An 18,989-nucleotide genomic window follows, 5' to 3' on the forward strand; every position below is an offset into this window, starting at 1 on the left:
AGGTGCGGGCTATTCATAAAGACCATGATTGACAAGCGTTTTGTTTTCATTGATGAGTCTTAATCCGGTGCAGCGGTCTCTTAAGGTGTGTGCGTGTCTGAAGGCATTTTTGACGGAATCCTGCCCGACACCGATTTCGTCAAAATACGCAGGGCCTCCGGCAGATTTCAGCCAGCCGGCCAGCTTTTTTCCTTCCGGCAGCGTTTCATAAGCCGATTGAATGACTTCCCGCTGACGCGGAGAAAATTCGTTCAGCCCTTCGGCTTGGATCAGCTTTCTGTACGTGTCAGTCAATAAAACGGCCGCACAGCCCACTTTTGCCCCATGGAGAATCTGAGGCCGTTTTTTCTCCATTAATTCCATCTCAATCCAATGGGAAATATGATGCTCCCCTCCTGAAGCAGGACGGGAATGATCCAAAGCCAGCATGACAAGTCCTGATACAATCAAGGACTCCATCAGGACCCGGATGCCCGTTTCCGTTTTCATCGCAATGTCTTCAGCATGTTCGATACAGGCATCAAGTGCTTCTTGTACGAGCTTTGCGCCTGTTGATGAATATGGCTCACCAGCGAGATGATGAGAAATGTTCCAATCAGCCAGAGACGTCATTTTGCCTAGCATATCCCCAAATCCAGCCGCCACCATAGGCTGCGGCGCCGATTTTAAGATGTCAAGATCAGCGAACAGCGCGGACGGGGCCTTCGTTTGGATGGTGGTTTTCGTACCGTATAAAATAATGGGCGCACCGGCTGATGTAAATCCGTCAACGGATGGGGCGGTCGGATAAGAAATAAACGGCAGCCCCCTCTGGAAGGCGGCAAAACGCACGATATCATGGATAGTCCCCGAACCGACTGCGATCATGATATCTGTTGATTTTTTCGTATGGACCAGCACATGAATGAGTGACCGTTCATCTGCCGCCACATCTCCCGCTTCATTTTCCGGAATGATCAGACACTCCGCCTGAAGCCCTTCCTTTATCAAGCGGTCTTCTAACTCGATCCCCGCTATGCGGTGCGTATTCCGATCACAGACAAGGACGATACGCTGATCATTCTTTCTTTTTACATAATCCAACAACCGATCGGCTGCTTGTTTTTCTAGAACAATTTCTTCTACTTCTACAGGAAATGTCATCTCCCCCGCGTGTTCAAAAGCACGCTGAACGTCAGCTGCGATATGATTCATAGCAGAATCCCCTCCTCAGCCAGTTTGGTTACATCCTTAATGGACTCCAGTACATAATCCGGCGTATACAAACGCTGTTCTCCCGGTTTCGCTGAACCAGTCAGCACTAAAGCGCTCTTCATGCCATACAGCTTTCCCATTGCGATATCCGATTCAATGCTGTCCCCTATAATCATACATTCATGTGCAGAAAGCCCCAGCGCAGTACAGGCAGCCTCCGCCATCAGCCACGATGGCTTTCCGACGACAAGCTCCGTCTTCGCCTGAGCAGAAGCTTCTATCGCCCCTATCATTCCGGCGACGTCGATGGCATTCCCCTCCTCATTAGGAAAATAGCGGTCTTTGTTCGTGGCAATTATACGAGCGCCTGCGGCGGCCGCTTTAAAGGCTTGATTCAAGTCTTCGTAGGTGAGTGTTTCATGAAGCGAGATGACAAGCCAATCCGCCTCCTTCGGTTCATCTGCTGTCTGGACGCCTGCCAGCCTCAGTTCGTCAATCAAGCCCTGTTCTCCAAGCACCCATACCTTTGAAAAACGATAGTTCCTTTTTAAAAAGGCTGCTGTCACACTTGATGACAGGACAATTTCGTTTACATCTGCATCTATTCCGGCACCAAGCAGTTTTTTTCTGCACATGGCACGGGAGATATTTCCCCGGTTGCTCAAAAAGACGATTTTCTTTCCCATATTTCGAAGTGTACTGATGGCTTCTCTTGCTCCATCGATCAGTTCGTTTCCTCTGAATACGGTACCGTCCAAGTCAATCAGAAAACCGGCCGGTGATACTGCGGGATTATGACTGGCCATAATACGCATTTGCTCCGTGTTTTCGATAAAAGTGCTTTTCGTGGAGAACAGTATTGATCGGGTTGACATTCTTGTTCAGCATCATAGAGTGATACGCCATTTCCGCAACCGTTTCTAACACCACCGCGTTATGAATGGCGTTTAAGGCATCTGTGCCCCAGCAGAACGGGCCGTGGTTATTAACGAGCACGCCCGGCACCTGCTCGTATTTATGATGCTGAAAGGTCTCCGCGATCACTTTGCCTGTATTCAGTTCGTAGTCATGAATGATTTCTTCATCGTACATTTCACGTGTACACGGAATCGCACTGTCGAAATAATCGGCATGTGTCGTGCCTAAAGGGGGTATGTCCCTTCCGGCTTGCGCCCAGCTTGTCGCCCATTGAGAATGGGTATGGACAATCCCGCCGATATTTGGAAACGCGTTATACAAATAAACATGAGTGGGTGTATCAGAAGAAGGTTTGAGCGAGCCTTCTACGACCTCGCCTTCCAAATTCAAAACAACCAAGTCATCGGCTGTCAGCTCGCTGTATTCGACTCCGCTCGGTTTAATGACGATTAACTCTTTTTCACGGTCAATACCGCTCACATTTCCCCACGTAAAGGTCACCAGCTGATGCTCTTGAAGCTTCAGGTTGGCAGCCAGCACCTCTTTTTTTAACGTTTCAAGCATGCTCATCACCCTTTATGAATTCTTTTGTGCGGCAGATGAAAATTGAAGATTTTTTATCGTTTTCAGACGCTTCATGACATGATTCTCTTTTCCGAAATATTGAACAAGCTCTTTATATTCAGCGTATAGCTTTTCATATACGGCGGCATGCTCAGCATTTGGCGTATATGAAATATCTTTCAGTTTCCCCATGTACGCCGCTGCCTCTGTGACATCATCATAGCCGCCGTTTTCTTTACCGGCCGCAAGCGCGCCGAAAATGGCAGATCCTAAGGCAGGGGCTTGCGGTGAACCTGAGATTTTAATATCCATGTTTGTGACATCCGCATAAATCTGCATGACAAACGGGTTTTTCTCAGCAATACCGCCAGCTGCGTAAAGTTCTTCAATTGGCACTCCGCTTTCTCTAAATGTTTCAATAATCATCCTTGTGCCGTATGCTGTTGCTTCAACTAACGCACGGTAAAGCTCTTCGGGTGTCGTCAGCAGCGTCATGCCAAGCAGCATCCCCGTTAGATCAGCATCAACAAGGATTGAACGGTTTCCATTCCACCAATCCAGGGCAAGGAGGCCGCTCTCCCCCGGTGCTTGCATGTTTGCCTTCTCGCTCAGCAGCTCGTGAATGCTGACATTTTTTTTCTCCGCTTCGTCTTTATAGGCTTGCGGGACACACGTTTTCACGAACCATTCAAAATGATCGCCCACACAGGACTGTCCGGCTTCATACCCCGCAAATCCCGGAAGAATGCCGTTGTCCACAACCCCGCACATGCCGGGCACAATGTTTACCTCGTCTCCTAAGAGAACGTGGCATGTTGAGGTTCCCATAATCATCAGCATTTTTCCTGGTTCTGTGATACCGACAGCCGGAACAGAAACATGAGCGTCAACATTCGCAACAGCAACTGCTGTGCCCGGAAGGAGACCCGTCAGCTGTGCCATTTTTTCCGTCAGCCCGCCTGCTTTTTCCCCTACTGAGTGAATCGATCCCGCTAACTTATCTTTTGTAATCGTTTTCATTGCAGGGTGAAGTTTTTCAAAAAAATTCTCTGAAGGATATCCCGTTTTTTCACTCCAAATCGCTTTATAACCGGCTGTGCAGTTGCTTCGCTTCAGCGAGCCGCACAGCTGATACACGATCCAGTCAGCTGCTTCGATCATCCGATCAGCTGCTTCATAAATGTGCGGCGCCTCTTCGGCAATCTGCATCACCTTCGGAATCATCCATTCTGATGAAATTTTTCCTCCGTAGCGCTGTAAAAAAGCTTCTCCTTCTTCTTCGGCGATTTGATTGAGCCGATCAGCATGTTTTTGGGCGGCGTGATGCTTCCAAAGCTTCACATAGCTGTGCGGCTCCTCTTCAAATTCCGGCAGCATACATAATGGCTGTCCTTCACTGTCGACAGGCAAGATCGTACATGCCGTAAAATCAATTCCGATCCCGATGATCTCTTTTGGATCAACACCAGTCTGTTCAAGTAATGATGGAATCGTTGTTTCCAAGACTTCCAGATAATCTGCCGGATGCTGAAGCGCCCAGTCCCGCGGCAGCTTTTGACCCGTTTTGGGAAGGACGGTATCAATGACGGCGTGTGGATATTCTTTGACAGCCGCCGCCAGCTCTTCTCCAGTTTTGACGTGAACGAGCACCGCTCTTCCTGATAATGTTCCGAAATCAACACCTATTGTGTAAGCCAAGTGACATCCTCCTCTCTACTTTTGAAGCCTGTAAAGCGCCTCGTTCCATTTCAATTCATGTTTCAGCTTGTGAATCGATGTATCGCGAGAAATCAAGATACTTTCAACCCCCGCCATTTCCGCCCAATCCATCAATTGCTCCGCTGTCAATTCGTAAGACAAGCAGGTATGGTGTGCACCGCCGGCTAAAATCCATGCCTCTGCCGCTGTTTTTAATGAAGGCTCAGGCTTCCAGAGAACGCGGGCGACAGGCAGATTCGGCATATCTTTCTCGATTTCCTGTCCGTTTACCTCATTGAGCACGAGACGGAAACGCCCTCCGATATCAACCAGACTCGCTTGAATGGCTGATCCGCTGATGCCATTGAATACAAACCGCGCCGGGTCATCCTTGCCTCCGATAGACAGCGGATGTACTTCAATTTTCGGCTGATCCAAAGCAACTGTCGGGCACACCTCAAGCATGTGTGAGCCAAGAATCATTTCATTTCCAGGTTCAAAATGGTACGTATAGTCTTCCATGAAGGACGTTCTTTTACCTTCAGCCATGATTTTCATCATCCGGACGAGAGCAGCCGTCTTCCAATCACCTTCTCCGGCGAACCCGTAGCCTTTTTCCATCAGCCTCTGAACGGCCAGCCCAGGCAGCTGTTTCATTCCGTGCAGCACTTCAAATGAAGTCGTAAAAGCCGTGTATCCGCCTTGTTCAAGAAAAGCGGTTAGACCAAGTTCAATTTTCGCCTGTTCTTTAATGGACGCTATCTTTGCTTCGTCTCGTTTCGTTTCCTCGCTGATGACATAAAGCTTGTCATACTCTGCATAAAGTGTTTCGACCTCATCGTCAGAAATTCCATTCATCACTTCGACAAGATCCCCGATGCCATAGCCGTCAACCTGCCAGCCGAACTGGATATGCGCTCCCACCTTGTCTCCGTCCGTTACTGCAACATGGCGCATGTTATCTCCGAATCTGGCAACCTTGATATGTCTGCTTTCATTTAACGCAGCCGCCGTATTCATCCACTGAGAAATTTCTTTCTTTACCTCTTCATCATCCCAATAGCCCGCGACAACTTTACGACTCAGCCCCATACGAGAATTGATGTACCCGTACTCGCGGTCGCCATGTGCGGATTGGTTGCTGTTCATAAAATCCATGTCAATCGTACCCCATGGAATATCGCGATTATATTGAGTATGCAGATGCATAAGCGGTTTTTGATAAGAGGAAAGGCCTTCTATCCACATTTTTGCAGGAGAAAATGTGTGCATCCATGTAATAATACCGGCGCATGTCTCACTGTACTCCGCTTCTCTTAACAGCTGTCTGATGGTTTCCGAGGAAGTTACAACAGGTTTATGCTTAATTTTATATCTGGAAGAAATGCCGCTAAGCCCCTCACAAATGCTTTTTGCATGCTGGTCTACCAGCTGCAGCGTTTCTTCTCCGTATAGATGCTGGCTTCCTGTTACAAACCAGAATTCATAATCTCTTGTCTGAAGCATGTTAACTGCCCCTTTCTTATAAAATAAAACGCTTCCAATTCTAAATTGATAGATACGTACTAATAAACAAAAACTAGTGAATTATCATTAATTTGTACGAACAACTTCATTATAGTAATTCAGTAGGATACTGTCAATCTTTTCTTTTTAAAAAAAGCCAGGTATTCACCCGGCTTATCAGTTTAATAGGACGGCCAGCCCGAACTCCAATTCAAATCATTGATTAGTAGCTTGGGAATGCCGTTATCTTTCGCGTCATAGGCATGGCGCACAAGTATGTTTCCATTTACAATATCCTGACCTCCAGGCCCTTTCCATTGATCATTGCCGGAATCTAAGATGGTGCCCCCTCCTTCCAGCATGCTTTTTCCGCTTTTATCAAGATAAGGCCCTGTTATGCTTTTAGATCTCCCATAAGCAATTTTGTACGTACTATTTACCCCGTCACAGCATTTATCAAATGAAACCATTAAATAGTAGTAACCATTTTGATACGTGAGGGTAGGAGCCTCCAGCGCTCCGCTATTACTCGGTCTCGACGCAATGGAATAAAGCGATCCGGTAGGCTTCATCGTGTTCTTATCCAGCTTGGTCAGCTTGATTCCGCTCCAAAATGAGCCGAACGCAAGCCACGGATTGCCATCCTTGTCAAAGGTGAGTTCCGGGTCGATGGCGTTATAATTATCGGAGCTCGTCGACCGGATCACCAGGCCTTCGTCTTTCCAGCTTCCCGAGCTGATGCTTGTTGAAGAAGCAAGGCCTATGGCAGAGACATTTTTTCCGAAAGAAGAAACTGAATAATACAGCCAGTACTTTCCGTTATAATATTGAATGTCCGGTGCCCACTGGTTTTGGCCGTAATTCGGCACATAAGTGGACCACCATGATAAAGGTGTGCTGAAAATCGATTTTTGCACGGTCCAATTTTTAGCATCCGACGATTTGAGAACCCGCAGCCCCCTTTCTTCCGTAAGGCCTGTTCCAAACGCGTACCACGAGCTTCCCTCTTTGATCATCGTTGGATCATGAAGCAATTCATTAGATGCTCCCCAAAATGCAGCGGATGCCGGAGAAGCGGAAGTCAATAACAAACCCGCCGTCAGAGCAGCACTCGAAAAGTGAAAGAACCGTTTCCATGCTTTTTTCTTTTTCAATTTTTTCAAACCTCCCTTATTTTAGAAAGCGCTTACAAATTGTGAAATTGAATCCTCCTTTCCTTACAAATGAGCTGCATCTCGTACGTGATCAGATTCAGGAATTTTTCGGTATCTCCTTTATTGTAGTCACTCCGCCAAAATTTGTACAGACAAAAAAATAGAATCCGCCTCACAAGGCGGATTCTTCCGTATCTTTATTGGTACGTAATATCGTCAACCGTTTGCCGGTCTAACTTCTTAATGACTTCGGTGATTAATTTTACCGCATTTTCATAATCGTCACGATGCAGCATGGCAGCGTGCGTATGAATGTATCGTGTTGCAATGGTAATGGACAGCGCCGGAACACCGTTTGCCGTCAAATGAATGGACCCGGAATCAGTTCCTCCGCCGGCGATCGCATCAAATTGATATGGAATGCCTGCTTCTTCTGCTGTATTGACAACTAAGTCACGAAGTCCTTTGTGGGAGACCATAGATGCATCGTACAGAATAATCTGCGGCCCTTCTCCCATTTTGCTTTGCGCTTCCTTCTCAGAAATCCCTGGCGTATCTCCGGCTATTCCTACATCAACACCGAAAGCAATATCAGGCTGTATCGTGTGCGCAGAGGTCTTCGCTCCTCTTAGGCCAACTTCTTCCTGTACAGTTCCAACGCCATACACAACGTTTGGATGATCTGTGTCTTTTAAATTCCTCAAAACATCAATGGCGATCGCACAGCCTATACGGTTGTCCCACGCCTTTGCTAAAAGAAATTTTTCATTGTTCATGACCGTGAATTCAAAATGCGGAACGATCATATCACCTGGGAGTACGCCCCATTCCAATGCTTCCTCACGGCTTGAAGCCCCAATATCAACGAACATCTCTTTGATATCGACCGGTTTTTTTCTCGCTTCAGCAGATAAAATGTGCGGTGGCTTAGATCCGATAACACCTGTGACCTCTCCCTTTTTCGTCACGATGGTGACACGCTGAGCCAGCATGACTTGAGACCACCAGCCGCCGACAGTTTGAAAACGGATAAAGCCTTTATCGGTGATTTGTGTCACCATAAAGCCGACTTCGTCCAAATGCCCGGCAATCATAATTTTCGGACCGTTTTCCGCACCTGTTTTTTTTGCAATTAAACTGCCAAGCCGGTCAGTTGTCACTTCATCAGCAAATGGTTCTATGTATGATTTCATCACTTGCCTGACTTCTCTTTCATTTCCCGGAATGCCTTTTGCATCAGTTAATTCCTTCAGCATGGTTAACGTTTCATCCAATTTTGCCATGATTCCAAAAACCTCCTTCATCTGTCCTGCATTATTATTATACAAAACCTGACGGCAACCATACGACTATTTCACTTAAAAAGCGGGTATATCTTTTTTAACAAACTTCTTTTAGAAAAAGTGAAACCTTTTTCTATGCTCTACGTATTACATCAGATCATCACAATGAGGGAGGTGCCTTCACACAATGTTTATCATGGTTCTCCGGATTTTATTGCTTGCTCTATTTGCTTACTGTATTTATGCCTTGGTCAAATATGTCGCAAATCCAAAGAGAAGACTGAAGCTGGCCCAATCAAAAGAACTTTTTTATATTATCGATGAACAGAACAATACCCGAAAGAACTTTCAATTGACGTATAAAGGCGTGCTTTTTGAAGGAGAAAAGCATATTCCTTCCAAGGATCATCCATTGTTCATCCACACCATCTTTGTATGGACGGAGTCTCCTGAGAAGCTAAAAAACTTTTCCGCAAAAGATTTTGAGAATATTGAAGAAAAAGTACTGGAACGATATCCGGATTGTAAAATTGACTGGGATCTGCCCATTAAACTTGCAAAAAAAGCAGAAGAGCGGTAAACGCTTTTCTGCTTTTTTATAAATCAAACGGACTGTAATAGATGCCGATCAACACCGCTTCAATCACCAAAAGAAACGGCACACCGTATTGAAATGATGCGTGCTTCGTTTTATGTCTGAAGGTCTGCATGCCGAGCCAGACACCAAGCGCTCCAAACACGATGGCGATCAGCCACAGCCGGTTTTCAGAAATTCTCCATTTGTGGCGCTGCGCTCTTCGTTTATCTGCGCCCATCACCCAAAAACCGCACAGATTGATCAGAACTAGATATACAGCAATTATCATGTTGCCTCATCCTTTATATAAAAAAGCCGCTCTCTAAGAGCGGCTCTATATCATTATTTGTTTAATTGAGCTTTAGCAGCATCAGCAAGCTGATTGAATGCAGTAAGATCGTTTACAGCAAGATCAGCAAGCATTTTACGGTTTACTTCGATACCAGAAAGCTTAAGACCGTGCATTAAACGGCTGTAAGAAAGACCGTTCATGCGAGCAGCTGCGTTGATACGAGTGATCCAAAGCTTACGGAAATCACGTTTTTTCTGACGACGGTCACGGAAAGCATAGTTTCCAGATTTCATGACCTGCTGGTTAGCTACTTTGTATAATGTATGTTTTGAACCGAAATAACCTTTTGCTAATTTAAGAACCTTTTTACGACGCTTACGTGTAACAGTTCCGCCTTTTACTCTTGGCATTAAATTTCCCTCCTAATTGTTCCTTGTCCGATTACTTGATGTTAGCAAGCATTTGTTTGATACGTTTGAAGTCTCCTGCACTTACAACAGCACTCTTGCGAAGCTTACGCTTTTGCTTTTGAGATTTGTTGGCGAATAAGTGACTTGTGTATGCATGAGAACGTTTTAACTTCCCAGAACCTGTCTTTTTAAAACGTTTAGCAGATCCGCGGTGAGTTTTCATTTTTGGCATGGGATTTCCTCCTTATTGCTTTTCGTTTTTCGGCGCGAGCATTAAGAACATGCTGCGGCCGTCCATTTTTGGTTTTGTTTCGACTGTCGCAACCTCAGCACATGCTTCAGAAAAACGGTCTAGTACACGCTGGCCGATTTCTTTATGAGTGATTGCGCGTCCTTTAAAGCGGATAGAAGCTTTCACTTTATCGCCTTTTTCAAGGAATTTAATCGCATTGCGCAACTTCGTGTTAAAGTCGTGCTCATCGATTGTCGGGCTTAATCTAACTTCTTTTAAGTTAATGATTTTTTGATTTTTGCGTGCTTCTTTGTCCTTTTTCTGCTGCTCGAATCTGAACTTTCCGTAGTCCATGATGCGGCAGACAGGCGGTTTTGCATTTGCTGCAACTAACACAAGGTCAAGATTTGCGCGGCCGGCTATTTCAAGTGCTTCCTGACGGGACTTGATTCCAAGCTGGTCGCCATTTTGTCCGATTAAGCGGACCTCACGTGCACGGATACCCTCATTAACCAATTGATCTTTGCTAATAATGAGCCACCTCCATAGTTTCTTCGAATTGATTCACAACTCTTTTGACTGCATTCTGCAGGCAAACAAAAAGTGCGGGCATTATAAAACACCCACACTACGAACATCTGTATCAATAAAAATGTACGGTCAACCTGCCAACTACATGAATGTGTCAATCAGGTGAGAAGCGGGTGCTTCTGCTTGTGATTTATATTCAATTCAATAACTATTCTACACAATGCCGGATGTTTAGTCAAGGATGACTTATCCGGAACAACTTTCTCATTGTAACATGGGTTATTTATGAGTGCAAGAGAGAAAAAGAAAATCTTTTATTCTTATCCAGAATGCAAGGTTCTGAACCCTCCAGCCAATCATGCAGGATTTTGTTAAACAGCATCGGCTGAGCCAGCGACGCTCCATGGAAGATCCCTGGAAACATAGCGTTCTCGAACTTTCATTCATCTTTGCGATTTCAGCTGCCGATGCATTCATCACTTTTCTTTCTTTTTCCCGACCGTCACCAGCAGGCTGGCACTGGTTTGTCTTAACGAATCGGGTATCGTGCATGTCATATTAGTATTTGATAAAGCGCACCTGCACTCATTTGACTGCTTACTTTATAGTATGTTTCGAATCGGCTGGCATGAAGATAAAGCATTTTGTCTGAGTCTGGAAAAGATCAAAACGGCGCCACAAATGTTGAAAATAGCTGATTTGATCTTCCCGCATCCAGCCGCTGACACCCCCGCCATAAATAAAAATCAGAAGTTGCGGATGCTCTGCACCAGATTCTGTTATATGAAGATCAATATACTACCCCATCCTTCTCCTTATTTCGCAGTTTATCAAAAACCACATATAGGAAAAAACGCTAAACAAAGTGAACCTCATACTAAAAAAGCCGATATAAGAACCAGAAGGGAGTCCGACACATGAACAAACCGATTCAGCTTACTCTATTTTTGACATTGATAGTAACCGGCTGCTCCAATAGCAACAGCATATCTTCAGAGCCAAAAGAAGAGACTGTTATCACAGCCGCAGCGTTTCATGAAAACAAGCTGGAGAAAGAGCTGAAAAACCTAAAACCCGTTTCATTGAAAATGGTGAATCCGCTCGCAACTGAATTAGAAAAGGTGAAGGCGAAGGAAGAAGCAGAGAAACAAAGGCAAATCGCTGCAGCGAAAAAACGTGAAAAAGAGCAGAGAGCGAAACGAAAGAAACAACAGGAGGAAGAAGCGGAACAGCAACGATTGGCACAGGCTGCAGCAGGGAGACAGCGATTAGCGGAAGCAGAAAGGCAAGCTGAGCTTGAAAGGCAGCGTCAGGCAGCACTCCAAAAACAGCAGGAAGCGGACGCCAAAAAAGAACGGCAAGCGCAGGCACAGCGTCAGCAGAATGAGGCTTCCTCATCTAACAGCCAAAATGCGCCATCTTCCCCGAGCCAGACAGATGATGCCATTCAACCGCCGGCTTCAGAGCTTCCTGATGACGACGGCTATGGTTATGAAGAACGAAAAAAGTGGCATGACGATCAAGTGGAATGGGGCATTAAACAAGGATATATCGATCCGGAAGACGCACCATAAAATAGAAAAAGCCAAGGGTTCAGCCTTGGCTTATCCTCCGATCAGCTGCACGAACACAGGAATAACCAGAACCGTTACGACCCCGACAACGACAACAGCGATACTTGCCATCGCGGCTTCGACTTCACCCATCTCGATCCCGACAGCTACACCGAGTGCGTGTCCGGACGTTCCGAGAGCCAACCCTTTCGAAATGGGATTCTTCACTTTAAATACTTTTAAGAACAAAGCGCCGAGCGCATACACAATGACGGCGTTAAAGATAACAGCAAAAGCTGTGATATCGCTGATGCCGCCAATATCTTTTGATAAAGGAAGCGCAATCGCCGTTGTTGCCGCCTGCGGAAGCATACTTTTCATAACAGCCTCATCAAGGTGAATCCCTTTTGCAAGCAAATAGACAATCGTGACAGAGCAGATAGAGCCTGCGATAATGGAGGACATAATTTGCCACCAGTATTTTTTCAGTTTATCTCTTTGTTTGTACAATGGAATGGCAAAGGCAATCGTCGCGGGTTCCAAGAAAAACTTAATGATTTCTCCCCCGTTATTATAGTCAGCGTAAGAGAAACCGCCGATTTTCAAAAATGCAATCCCTAGCACCATCGCAACAAACAATGGAGTGAAAAGGAAGAACCCTTTTGTTTTTTTAAATAAAAAGGTGCCAATGCCGAAAGCGGCCAGTGATACGACAATTCCGAAATAAGGACTCATTGTGCTTTCCATATCATGAACCTCCTGTTTCTCTTAATGATGAACAAGTTCGTTTTTCTTCTGCGGGGGCTGTACTGTTTTTGCTTTTATGTCATCGGCAGTCTTGCGTTTTCCGCTCAATGTAAGAATAAGCTGAGAAAACAATCCTGTTGCCCCCAATAAAATAATCGTTGCGAGAAGAATGACAAGGACGATTTGCAGGCCGTATTGCTGCATTACACCAAGAGAATTCATAACAGATATACCTGATGGAACAAATAAAAATCCGATCAATGAGGTTAAAGACGCTCCGAGCGTTTCTACTTGTTCCAATTTAATCACTTTCAAACATAATAGGAGAAATAATAAGACCAAACCTACAACTGACGCCGGTATAGGGATTGGGACAAAAACGGCAATCATATTGGAAACCAGCATAATGACGGCAAAAATAAATGCTTGTGTTAAAAATCCGTACACTTTTTTAGCACTCATTTTCTTCACCTCTTTCTCTTTTGTACCCTCATTATAAATAAGAATCCCTCTCTATTAAGCGCTTACATGATAACTTGCCGAATATTAAAGATGAGTTGCAGCATAAAAAGGATGAAATACAAAAAGCCGCCCCGTCATATATGGAGCAGCTTTTTTAATTCCTTGGCATATGTCCGGCTGACCGGTATTTTCGATCCGTCTTTCATGATCAGATTATAGGTGGAATTAAACCATGGCTGTATCTCTTTGATGTACTCAGTATTAACGACAAAGCTTCGATGGACGCGGAGAAAATCAGTTTCCGGCAGCTTTTTTTCAATGACAACGAGCGTATCATTGACTGAATAAGATACATCAAAGGTTTTAACATGGACATGGCCGTCTTCGGTTCCCGCAAAGATTATATCCTTCGTATCCACAATCACAATCGATTCACCGACAGATAAGGCTAATTTATGCTGGCTGGCATGGCTGATCTGTTCTGGTTCATCAATCTCCCGCTTTACCTTTTTATACTTTTTCATTGTTTGCCGAACCCTTTCTTCATCGAAAGGTTTGGTTAAGTAATCAAGAGCGTCCACTTCAAAAGCTTTAAGTGCATACTGGTCATAGGCCGTCGCAAACACAATAGCCGGGGGGTTCTTCATATTCTTCAATCGTTTTGCGATATCAAAACCATTCTCTCCGGATAAGTCAACGTCTAAAAACAGCAAATCAGGCTTTTGATCCATCATTTGGTCAAACGCTGATTCAATATTTTCCGCTTCATTGATTTCTAATTCCTCATTTGTCCTTTTGAGTAAATAAGCCAGTTCATCTCTTGCCAGAATCTCATCATCAACTATTAACACCCTGAGCATGTTCTTCTCCCTCTTTCATTTGTTGCATAGGTACTTGAAAGGAAACCTCTGTCCCTTTATGTACCTCACTCTTGATATGTAATGCAGCCTGCTGCCCGAATAAACCGATCAGCCGCTGATTCAGATTATAAAGCGCAGTCCCTGTTCCTTCCTTAGAAGGCAGCGGTTTATTCCCCAATTCCGGCAAGACGTCCGGCGGAATTCCGCGCCCATTGTCCGTGACCTTCATATAGACGGATGACTCGTCAGATAAGACACAAACCGTTACCTTGCACATGTCTTGTTTTTTTGGAAATGCGTGCCGTAATGCGTTTTCAACAAGCACCTGCAAGACAAACGGAGGAATCTCAATTTGTTCCAGCCTGCTGTCAATATCAAGCTCAATCTTATATTTCCCGGGAAAACGCGCCTGTTCTAATGACAGATAGGCTTGAAGATGGTTCAGCTCCTTTGAAAGCGGGATCAGCAGCTGTCTTGCTCCCTGGAGATTAGAACGAAAGTACACGCTAAGCTGCAGCAAAAGCTTACGGGTTTTTTCAACATCTGTCCGGCATAAAGCAGAAATCGTATTAATGGCATTAAATAAAAAATGCGGGTTAACCTGTGCTTGAAGCGCTTTGATTTCCGCATCCTTCAGAAGCTTGCTTTGCAGCTCGGCTTCACCGAGCTCAAGCTGTGTCGAAAACAGCATGGCCAGCCCCTCGGCAAGCTCCTCCTCTACCTGACTGAGGCCGGCCGGGCTTTTAAAATACATTTTTAACGTTCCGATTGTGTTGCCGTTTGATGTCAAAGGCAGTACAATCGCCGCGTGCAAAGGGCATTCCGAATGGGTGCATTCAATCTCTTCCTGTGAAGTAGCCTTCATGATACGCCCTGTTTTAATTACCTTTTTAGACAGGCCTGTGATCAGGCTTTTAGATGGGATATGATGGTCCATTCCCGCGCCGACATGCGCAAGTATTTTCTCATTGTCCGTCAGAGATACCGCATCCGTTCCGGTCATATTATGGATGATGGCTGCTACACTTTTACAAGAGCTTTCATTTAACCCTTGACGGAAAAAAGGAAGCGTCTGATCGGCAATGGTCAGCACCCTGTGCGTTTCAAGCGCCCTTGCCTGTTCTTCCTTGCGAATAATGGCTTGAATAATCGACAGGAAAATAAAGCTGCCTGTTCCGTTAATGAGGATCATCGGAATCCCGATCATGCTGACAAGCTCCCAAGCATCAATGAACGGCTTTGCCATCAGCAAAATAATGACCATTTGCAAGGTCTCCATACCGATCCCGACGAGGGCTGCGATACGCGGTGTCGGCATTCGATAGCGCTTCGTAAAATACCTGCCGATCCATCCCGCAAGAAACCCTGCTAAAACGGATGAGACCGCACAGCTTAAAGCCGTGCTGCCGCCGAGCGAAAAACGGTGAAGGCCTGCTAATAAACCGATTCCCGCTCCTACAAACGGCCCGCCCAAAAGCCCGCCTATTTCAACGCCCAAAATACGGGTATTGGCAATAGAGCCCGACGGATCTATTGTAAACACCCAATCATTATTCACAATCATATGTTTTTGAATTTCGATGCCGGTATAATTGCTGATGATGCTGAAAAGAGAAAAAATAGAAATCAATACGACTTTTCCTTTGTAGCCCTCCGGATTTTGAAGAGCCTGTCTGAAAAGTTTAGTGTGGGCCAGAATAAATCCCAATATAACGATAATCCCTACCCTTTCCAGCATCATGATCATTAATTGAATCATCTGTGTCACCTGTTCTTTCCCATTTCATTTTATCATTTTTTCGGCAAACCGTTTCATGGCTGACTGTTTTTTTAAAATCGTCTGAAAACATATTTCACAAGACTTTTATCTATTGTAGAATAAACATGAGCCTTTTGGCAGAAAGAATTGAATCTGAAGCAGAGGAGAAGATCATGAAAGCCGTATTTTTTGATTTAGACGATACACTACTTTGGGATGAGAAAAGCGTCAGAACAACATTTGCAGAAACATGTTTACAGGCCGAGAAAAAATATGGTCTTGACCCTGAGGAATTCGAAGCAGCTGTTCGGGAAGCGGCGAGAGAATTGTACATGTCTTACGAGACATACCCTTATACGGTGATGATCGGCATTAACCCGTTTGAAGGGCTGTGGTCAAATTTCTCCGAGCCGATCAGTGAAGGATTTCAGAAGCTGAATAAGATTGTGCCGGAGTACAGACAAAATGCATGGACAAACGGCCTGAAAGCGCTTGGTGTCGACGATCCGGCATATGGTGAATATTTGGGAGAGTTTTTTGCAGCGGAACGCCGAAAACGCCCGTTTGTTTACGATGAAACATTTGATGTGCTTGATCAATTAAAAGGAAAGTACGAGTTGTTGCTTTTGACTAACGGCGATCCGAGTCTGCAAAAGGAGAAGCTCGCCGGCGTGCCTGAGCTCGCCCCTTATTTCAATGAAATTGTCATCTCAGGCGCTTTTGGCAAAGGGAAACCTGATGCTTCTATTTTCGAGCATTGCCTGCAGCTGATGAAGATCCAGAAAGAGGATGCCATCATGATCGGCGATAACCTGAATACAGACATTTTAGGCGCTTCCAGAGCCGGTATCAAAACCGTATGGATCAACCGGACGGATAAGAAAAATGAAACAGAAGTGACGCCTGATCACATCATCAGCAGCCTTCATGATTTGTTTCCTATTTTAGAACATAAATAAAAAAGCATGATCTCTTACATGAGATCATGCTTTTTTGTATTATTTCTTCGCTTCAGCTACAGCCTTTTTCACAAAATCATCAAGTGAAATGGTTTCAGACTTCTGCTCTCCGTATTTACGGACGTTTACCGCACCGTTTTCTGCTTCTTGGTCACCGACCACAAGCATGTACGGAATTTTTTGCATTTGCGCTTCGCGGATTTTGTAGCCGATTTTTTCATCACGGCTGTCGACTTCTACACGCAGGCCTTCACGCTGCAGGCGTTCTTGTACTTGCTTCGCATAATCCAAATGCACAGCCGGAGAAACCGGGATGACTTGGAACTGAACCGGTGCAAGCCATGTTGGAAGTGCGCCTTTATGCTCTTCGATTAGGAATGCAACAAAGCGTTCCATTGTTGATACCACACCTCTGTGAATAACAACCGGACGATGCTGCTTGCCGTCTTCACCGATATATGTCAGATCAAAGCGTTCAGGCAGCAAGAAGTCCAGCTGAACAGTAGACAATGTTTCTTCCTTGCCGATCGCTGTTTTCACCTGAACATCAAGTTTAGGGCCGTAGAATGCAGCTTCGCCTTCTGCTTCGTAATAGTCATGGCCAATCTCGTCCATTGCCGCTTTCAGCATAGATTGCGCTTTGTTCCACATTTCATCGTCATCAAAGTATTTCTCTGTGTCTTCCGGATCACGATAAGACAGACGGAATGTGTAATCGTGCAAGCCGAAATCTTCATATACGTCCTGAATCAAACGAACTGTCCGGATAAACTCATCCTTAATCTGATCCGGGCGGACAAAGATGTGGGCATCATTCAGTGTCATGCCGCGCACCCGCTGAAGACCTGACAGCGCACCTGACATTTCGTAGCGGTGCATTGTGCCGAGTTCAGCGATACGAATCGGAAGCTCACGGTAGCTGTGAATATCGTTTTTATAAATCATCATATGGTGCGGGCAGTTCATCGGACGGAGCACAAGTGTTTCATTATCCATTTCCATCGGAGGGAACATGCCTTCTTGATAATGATCCCAGTGTCCTGATGTTTCATACAGCTCTTTGCTTCCAAGCACTGGTGTATAGACGTGTTCATAGCCGAGGCTGATTTCTTTATCGACAATGTAGCGCTCGATCGTGCGGCGGATTGTCGCGCCTTTTGGCAGCCAAAGCGGCAGACCTTGTCCGACTTTTTGAGAATTCGCAAACAGCTTTAATTCTTTGCCAAGTTTTCTGTGGTCACGCTCTTTTGCTTCTTCAAGCATGCGAAGATGCTCGTCAAGATCAGCTTTTTTGAAGAAAGCTGTTCCGTATACACGCTGAAGCATTTGATTATTGCTGTCACCGCGCCAATATGCACCTGCAAGGCTTAACAGCTTAAACTCTTTAATTTTTCCTGTTGATGGAACGTGTACGCCGCGGCACAGGTCAAAAAATTCGCCCTGCTCGTAAATCGATACGGTTTCTCCCTCAGGAATCGCATCCAGTAGTTCAAGCTTCAGGTCATCGCCGATTTCCGCAAAGCGGGCTTTCGCTTCTTCACGGCTGACTTCTTTTCGAACGATCGGAAGGTTCGCATTGACGATTTTTTTCATTTCTTTCTCGATTTTCGGCAGATCCTCCGGCGTAATCGCTTCTTCCATTTCTACATCATAGTAAAAACCGTTTTCGATAACCGGACCGACACCGAATTTCACGTCTTTGTAAATGCGTTTAATCGCTTGTGCCAGCAAGTGAGCCGTACTGTGGCGCATAATCTCAAGACCCTCTTCTGATCCTTCAGTAATGATTTCCACAGTGCCGTCTTCGTTGATCGGCGTTTTCAAATCGATTTCTTTTCCGTTCAGTTTTCCGGCTAATGATTTCTTTTTTAATCCCGGACTGATGGATGCCGCGATATCTTCTGTTGTTGTTCCTTTCGCAAACTCCTTGACTGCTCCATCAGGAAATGTGATTTTTACCATATCTGACATCATTGTCACTCCTTTTTTTGCATATAAAAACCCCGCCCCCTATGAAAGGGACGAGGTTGAATAAACGGAATCGTGGTTCCACCCTTTTTTCCGCAAGCCAATACACCGGCATCTGCGGCTCTAAACTCTGTAACGGGAGTTCCCGTCAGCTATTACTGTTCCTTATAAAGGGGGTTCACAGCTGAGGTTCAAAGGCGGTAAAGCGAATGGTCCTTAGCTGGGAAGCTTGCAGCCGTGACTTCCCTCTCTTTAAGCCGGTATCATTCCTTCATGTCCTTATCAGTACGTGTGTCAATCTTAATCTCCTATGTATTATAAA

The 18,989-nt window shown here is 45.2% G+C and carries 19 protein-coding genes and 1 other annotated feature; of the genes, 3 read left to right on the forward strand and 16 right to left on the reverse strand.

Annotated elements, in window-relative coordinates:
- Positions 1-9: 9 nt before the first annotated feature.
- The 7 genes from egsA to NSS75_RS15525 all read right to left on the reverse strand — a co-directional run bounded on the left by egsA (position 10) and on the right by NSS75_RS15525 (position 8,317).
- The gene (gene egsA / locus NSS75_RS15495) at positions 10-1,194 is read right to left on the reverse strand and encodes a sn-glycerol-1-phosphate dehydrogenase (RefSeq protein ID WP_103671715.1); all 1,185 of its coding nucleotides are present in this window, start codon (positions 1,192-1,194) and stop codon (positions 10-12) included.
- On the reverse strand, positions 1,191-2,009 hold the full coding sequence (locus tag NSS75_RS15500; protein WP_339233729.1) for an HAD-IIA family hydrolase: 819 nt from the start codon (positions 2,007-2,009) through the stop codon (positions 1,191-1,193). Before NSS75_RS15500 ends, egsA begins: the two co-directional genes overlap by 4 nt.
- A complete protein-coding gene (gene araD, locus NSS75_RS15505; protein ID WP_024122427.1) occupies positions 1,987-2,676 on the reverse strand; it encodes an L-ribulose-5-phosphate 4-epimerase in 690 nt (229 codons plus the stop codon). The genes NSS75_RS15500 and araD overlap by 23 nt, the downstream gene beginning before the upstream one ends.
- Positions 2,677-2,688: 12 nt before the next feature.
- Positions 2,689-4,374: a ribulokinase gene (gene araB, locus NSS75_RS15510; protein WP_339233733.1), complete on the reverse strand. Its 1,686-nt coding sequence runs from the start codon at positions 4,372-4,374 to the stop codon at positions 2,689-2,691.
- Positions 4,375-4,389: 15 nt separating this feature from the next.
- On the reverse strand, positions 4,390-5,880 hold the full coding sequence (araA, locus tag NSS75_RS15515; RefSeq protein ID WP_024122429.1) for an L-arabinose isomerase: 1,491 nt from the start codon (positions 5,878-5,880) through the stop codon (positions 4,390-4,392).
- Between the two features lie 182 nt (positions 5,881-6,062).
- Positions 6,063-7,034 carry an arabinan endo-1,5-alpha-L-arabinosidase AbnA gene (gene abnA / locus NSS75_RS15520; RefSeq protein WP_101860147.1) on the reverse strand — a complete coding sequence of 324 codons (972 nt, stop codon included), beginning with the start codon at positions 7,032-7,034 and terminating at the stop codon, positions 6,063-6,065.
- A 197-nt stretch (positions 7,035-7,231) separates the two neighbouring features.
- The gene (locus tag NSS75_RS15525) at positions 7,232-8,317 is read right to left on the reverse strand and encodes a M42 family metallopeptidase (RefSeq protein WP_024122431.1); all 1,086 of its coding nucleotides are present in this window, start codon (positions 8,315-8,317) and stop codon (positions 7,232-7,234) included.
- Between the two features lie 187 nt (positions 8,318-8,504).
- Between NSS75_RS15525 and ysdB the strand changes: the two genes are divergently transcribed.
- Positions 8,505-8,897 (forward strand): sigma W pathway protein YsdB, encoded by a 393-nt coding sequence (gene ysdB / locus NSS75_RS15530; protein WP_024122432.1) that lies wholly within the window; start codon positions 8,505-8,507, stop codon positions 8,895-8,897.
- A gap of 16 nt (positions 8,898-8,913) precedes the next feature.
- On the opposite strand, the gene NSS75_RS15535 is transcribed toward ysdB, so the two are convergent.
- From NSS75_RS15535 to infC, 4 genes are read right to left on the reverse strand one after another with little or no spacing between them, the layout of a single operon-like run.
- Positions 8,914-9,183: a DUF1294 domain-containing protein gene (locus NSS75_RS15535; protein WP_024122433.1), complete on the reverse strand. Its 270-nt coding sequence runs from the start codon at positions 9,181-9,183 to the stop codon at positions 8,914-8,916.
- A gap of 53 nt (positions 9,184-9,236) precedes the next feature.
- Entirely contained in the window at positions 9,237-9,596 is a 360-nt protein-coding gene (rplT, locus tag NSS75_RS15540) for a 50S ribosomal protein L20 (RefSeq protein WP_003222420.1), read from the reverse strand.
- Positions 9,597-9,627: 31 nt separating this feature from the next.
- A complete protein-coding gene (gene rpmI, locus NSS75_RS15545; protein ID WP_003222418.1) occupies positions 9,628-9,828 on the reverse strand; it encodes a 50S ribosomal protein L35 in 201 nt (66 codons plus the stop codon).
- 12 nt (positions 9,829-9,840) lie between these two features.
- Positions 9,841-10,362 (reverse strand): translation initiation factor IF-3, encoded by a 522-nt coding sequence (gene infC, locus NSS75_RS15550; protein ID WP_071543361.1) that lies wholly within the window; start codon positions 10,360-10,362, stop codon positions 9,841-9,843.
- Positions 10,363-10,419: 57 nt separating this feature from the next.
- Positions 10,420-10,550: a sequence feature (ribosomal protein L20 leader region), on the reverse strand.
- Between the two features lie 726 nt (positions 10,551-11,276).
- Here infC and NSS75_RS15555 point away from each other — a divergent pair.
- The gene (locus tag NSS75_RS15555; protein WP_101860145.1) at positions 11,277-11,933 is read left to right on the forward strand and encodes a hypothetical protein; all 657 of its coding nucleotides are present in this window, start codon (positions 11,277-11,279) and stop codon (positions 11,931-11,933) included.
- A gap of 30 nt (positions 11,934-11,963) precedes the next feature.
- Here the strand turns inward: NSS75_RS15555 and lrgB are convergent, their stop codons facing one another.
- The 4 genes from lrgB to lytS all read right to left on the reverse strand — a co-directional run bounded on the left by lrgB (position 11,964) and on the right by lytS (position 15,740).
- Positions 11,964-12,659: an antiholin-like protein LrgB gene (gene lrgB / locus NSS75_RS15560; RefSeq protein WP_339233740.1), complete on the reverse strand. Its 696-nt coding sequence runs from the start codon at positions 12,657-12,659 to the stop codon at positions 11,964-11,966.
- A gap of 21 nt (positions 12,660-12,680) precedes the next feature.
- The gene (gene lrgA, locus NSS75_RS15565; protein WP_024122437.1) at positions 12,681-13,121 is read right to left on the reverse strand and encodes an antiholin-like murein hydrolase modulator LrgA; all 441 of its coding nucleotides are present in this window, start codon (positions 13,119-13,121) and stop codon (positions 12,681-12,683) included.
- 134 nt (positions 13,122-13,255) lie between these two features.
- Positions 13,256-13,981: a LytTR family DNA-binding domain-containing protein gene (locus NSS75_RS15570; RefSeq protein ID WP_024122438.1), complete on the reverse strand. Its 726-nt coding sequence runs from the start codon at positions 13,979-13,981 to the stop codon at positions 13,256-13,258.
- Positions 13,959-15,740, reverse strand: coding sequence for a two-component system sensor histidine kinase LytS (lytS, locus tag NSS75_RS15575; RefSeq protein WP_024122439.1), 1,782 nt, complete (start codon positions 15,738-15,740; stop codon positions 13,959-13,961). Before lytS ends, NSS75_RS15570 begins: the two co-directional genes overlap by 23 nt.
- A 173-nt stretch (positions 15,741-15,913) precedes the next feature.
- Here lytS and NSS75_RS15580 point away from each other — a divergent pair, with 173 nt between their 5' ends.
- Positions 15,914-16,699 (forward strand): HAD family hydrolase, encoded by a 786-nt coding sequence (locus NSS75_RS15580; RefSeq protein ID WP_339233746.1) that lies wholly within the window; start codon positions 15,914-15,916, stop codon positions 16,697-16,699.
- A gap of 39 nt (positions 16,700-16,738) precedes the next feature.
- On the opposite strand, the gene thrS is transcribed toward NSS75_RS15580, so the two are convergent.
- Entirely contained in the window at positions 16,739-18,670 is a 1,932-nt protein-coding gene (gene thrS / locus NSS75_RS15585; RefSeq protein WP_010335257.1) for a threonine--tRNA ligase, read from the reverse strand.
- Between the last annotated feature and the right edge of the window lie 319 nt (positions 18,671-18,989).

It is taken from the genome of Bacillus sp. FSL K6-1012 (assembly GCF_037964915.1).
Lineage (GTDB): Bacteria > Bacillota > Bacilli > Bacillales > Bacillaceae > Bacillus > Bacillus halotolerans.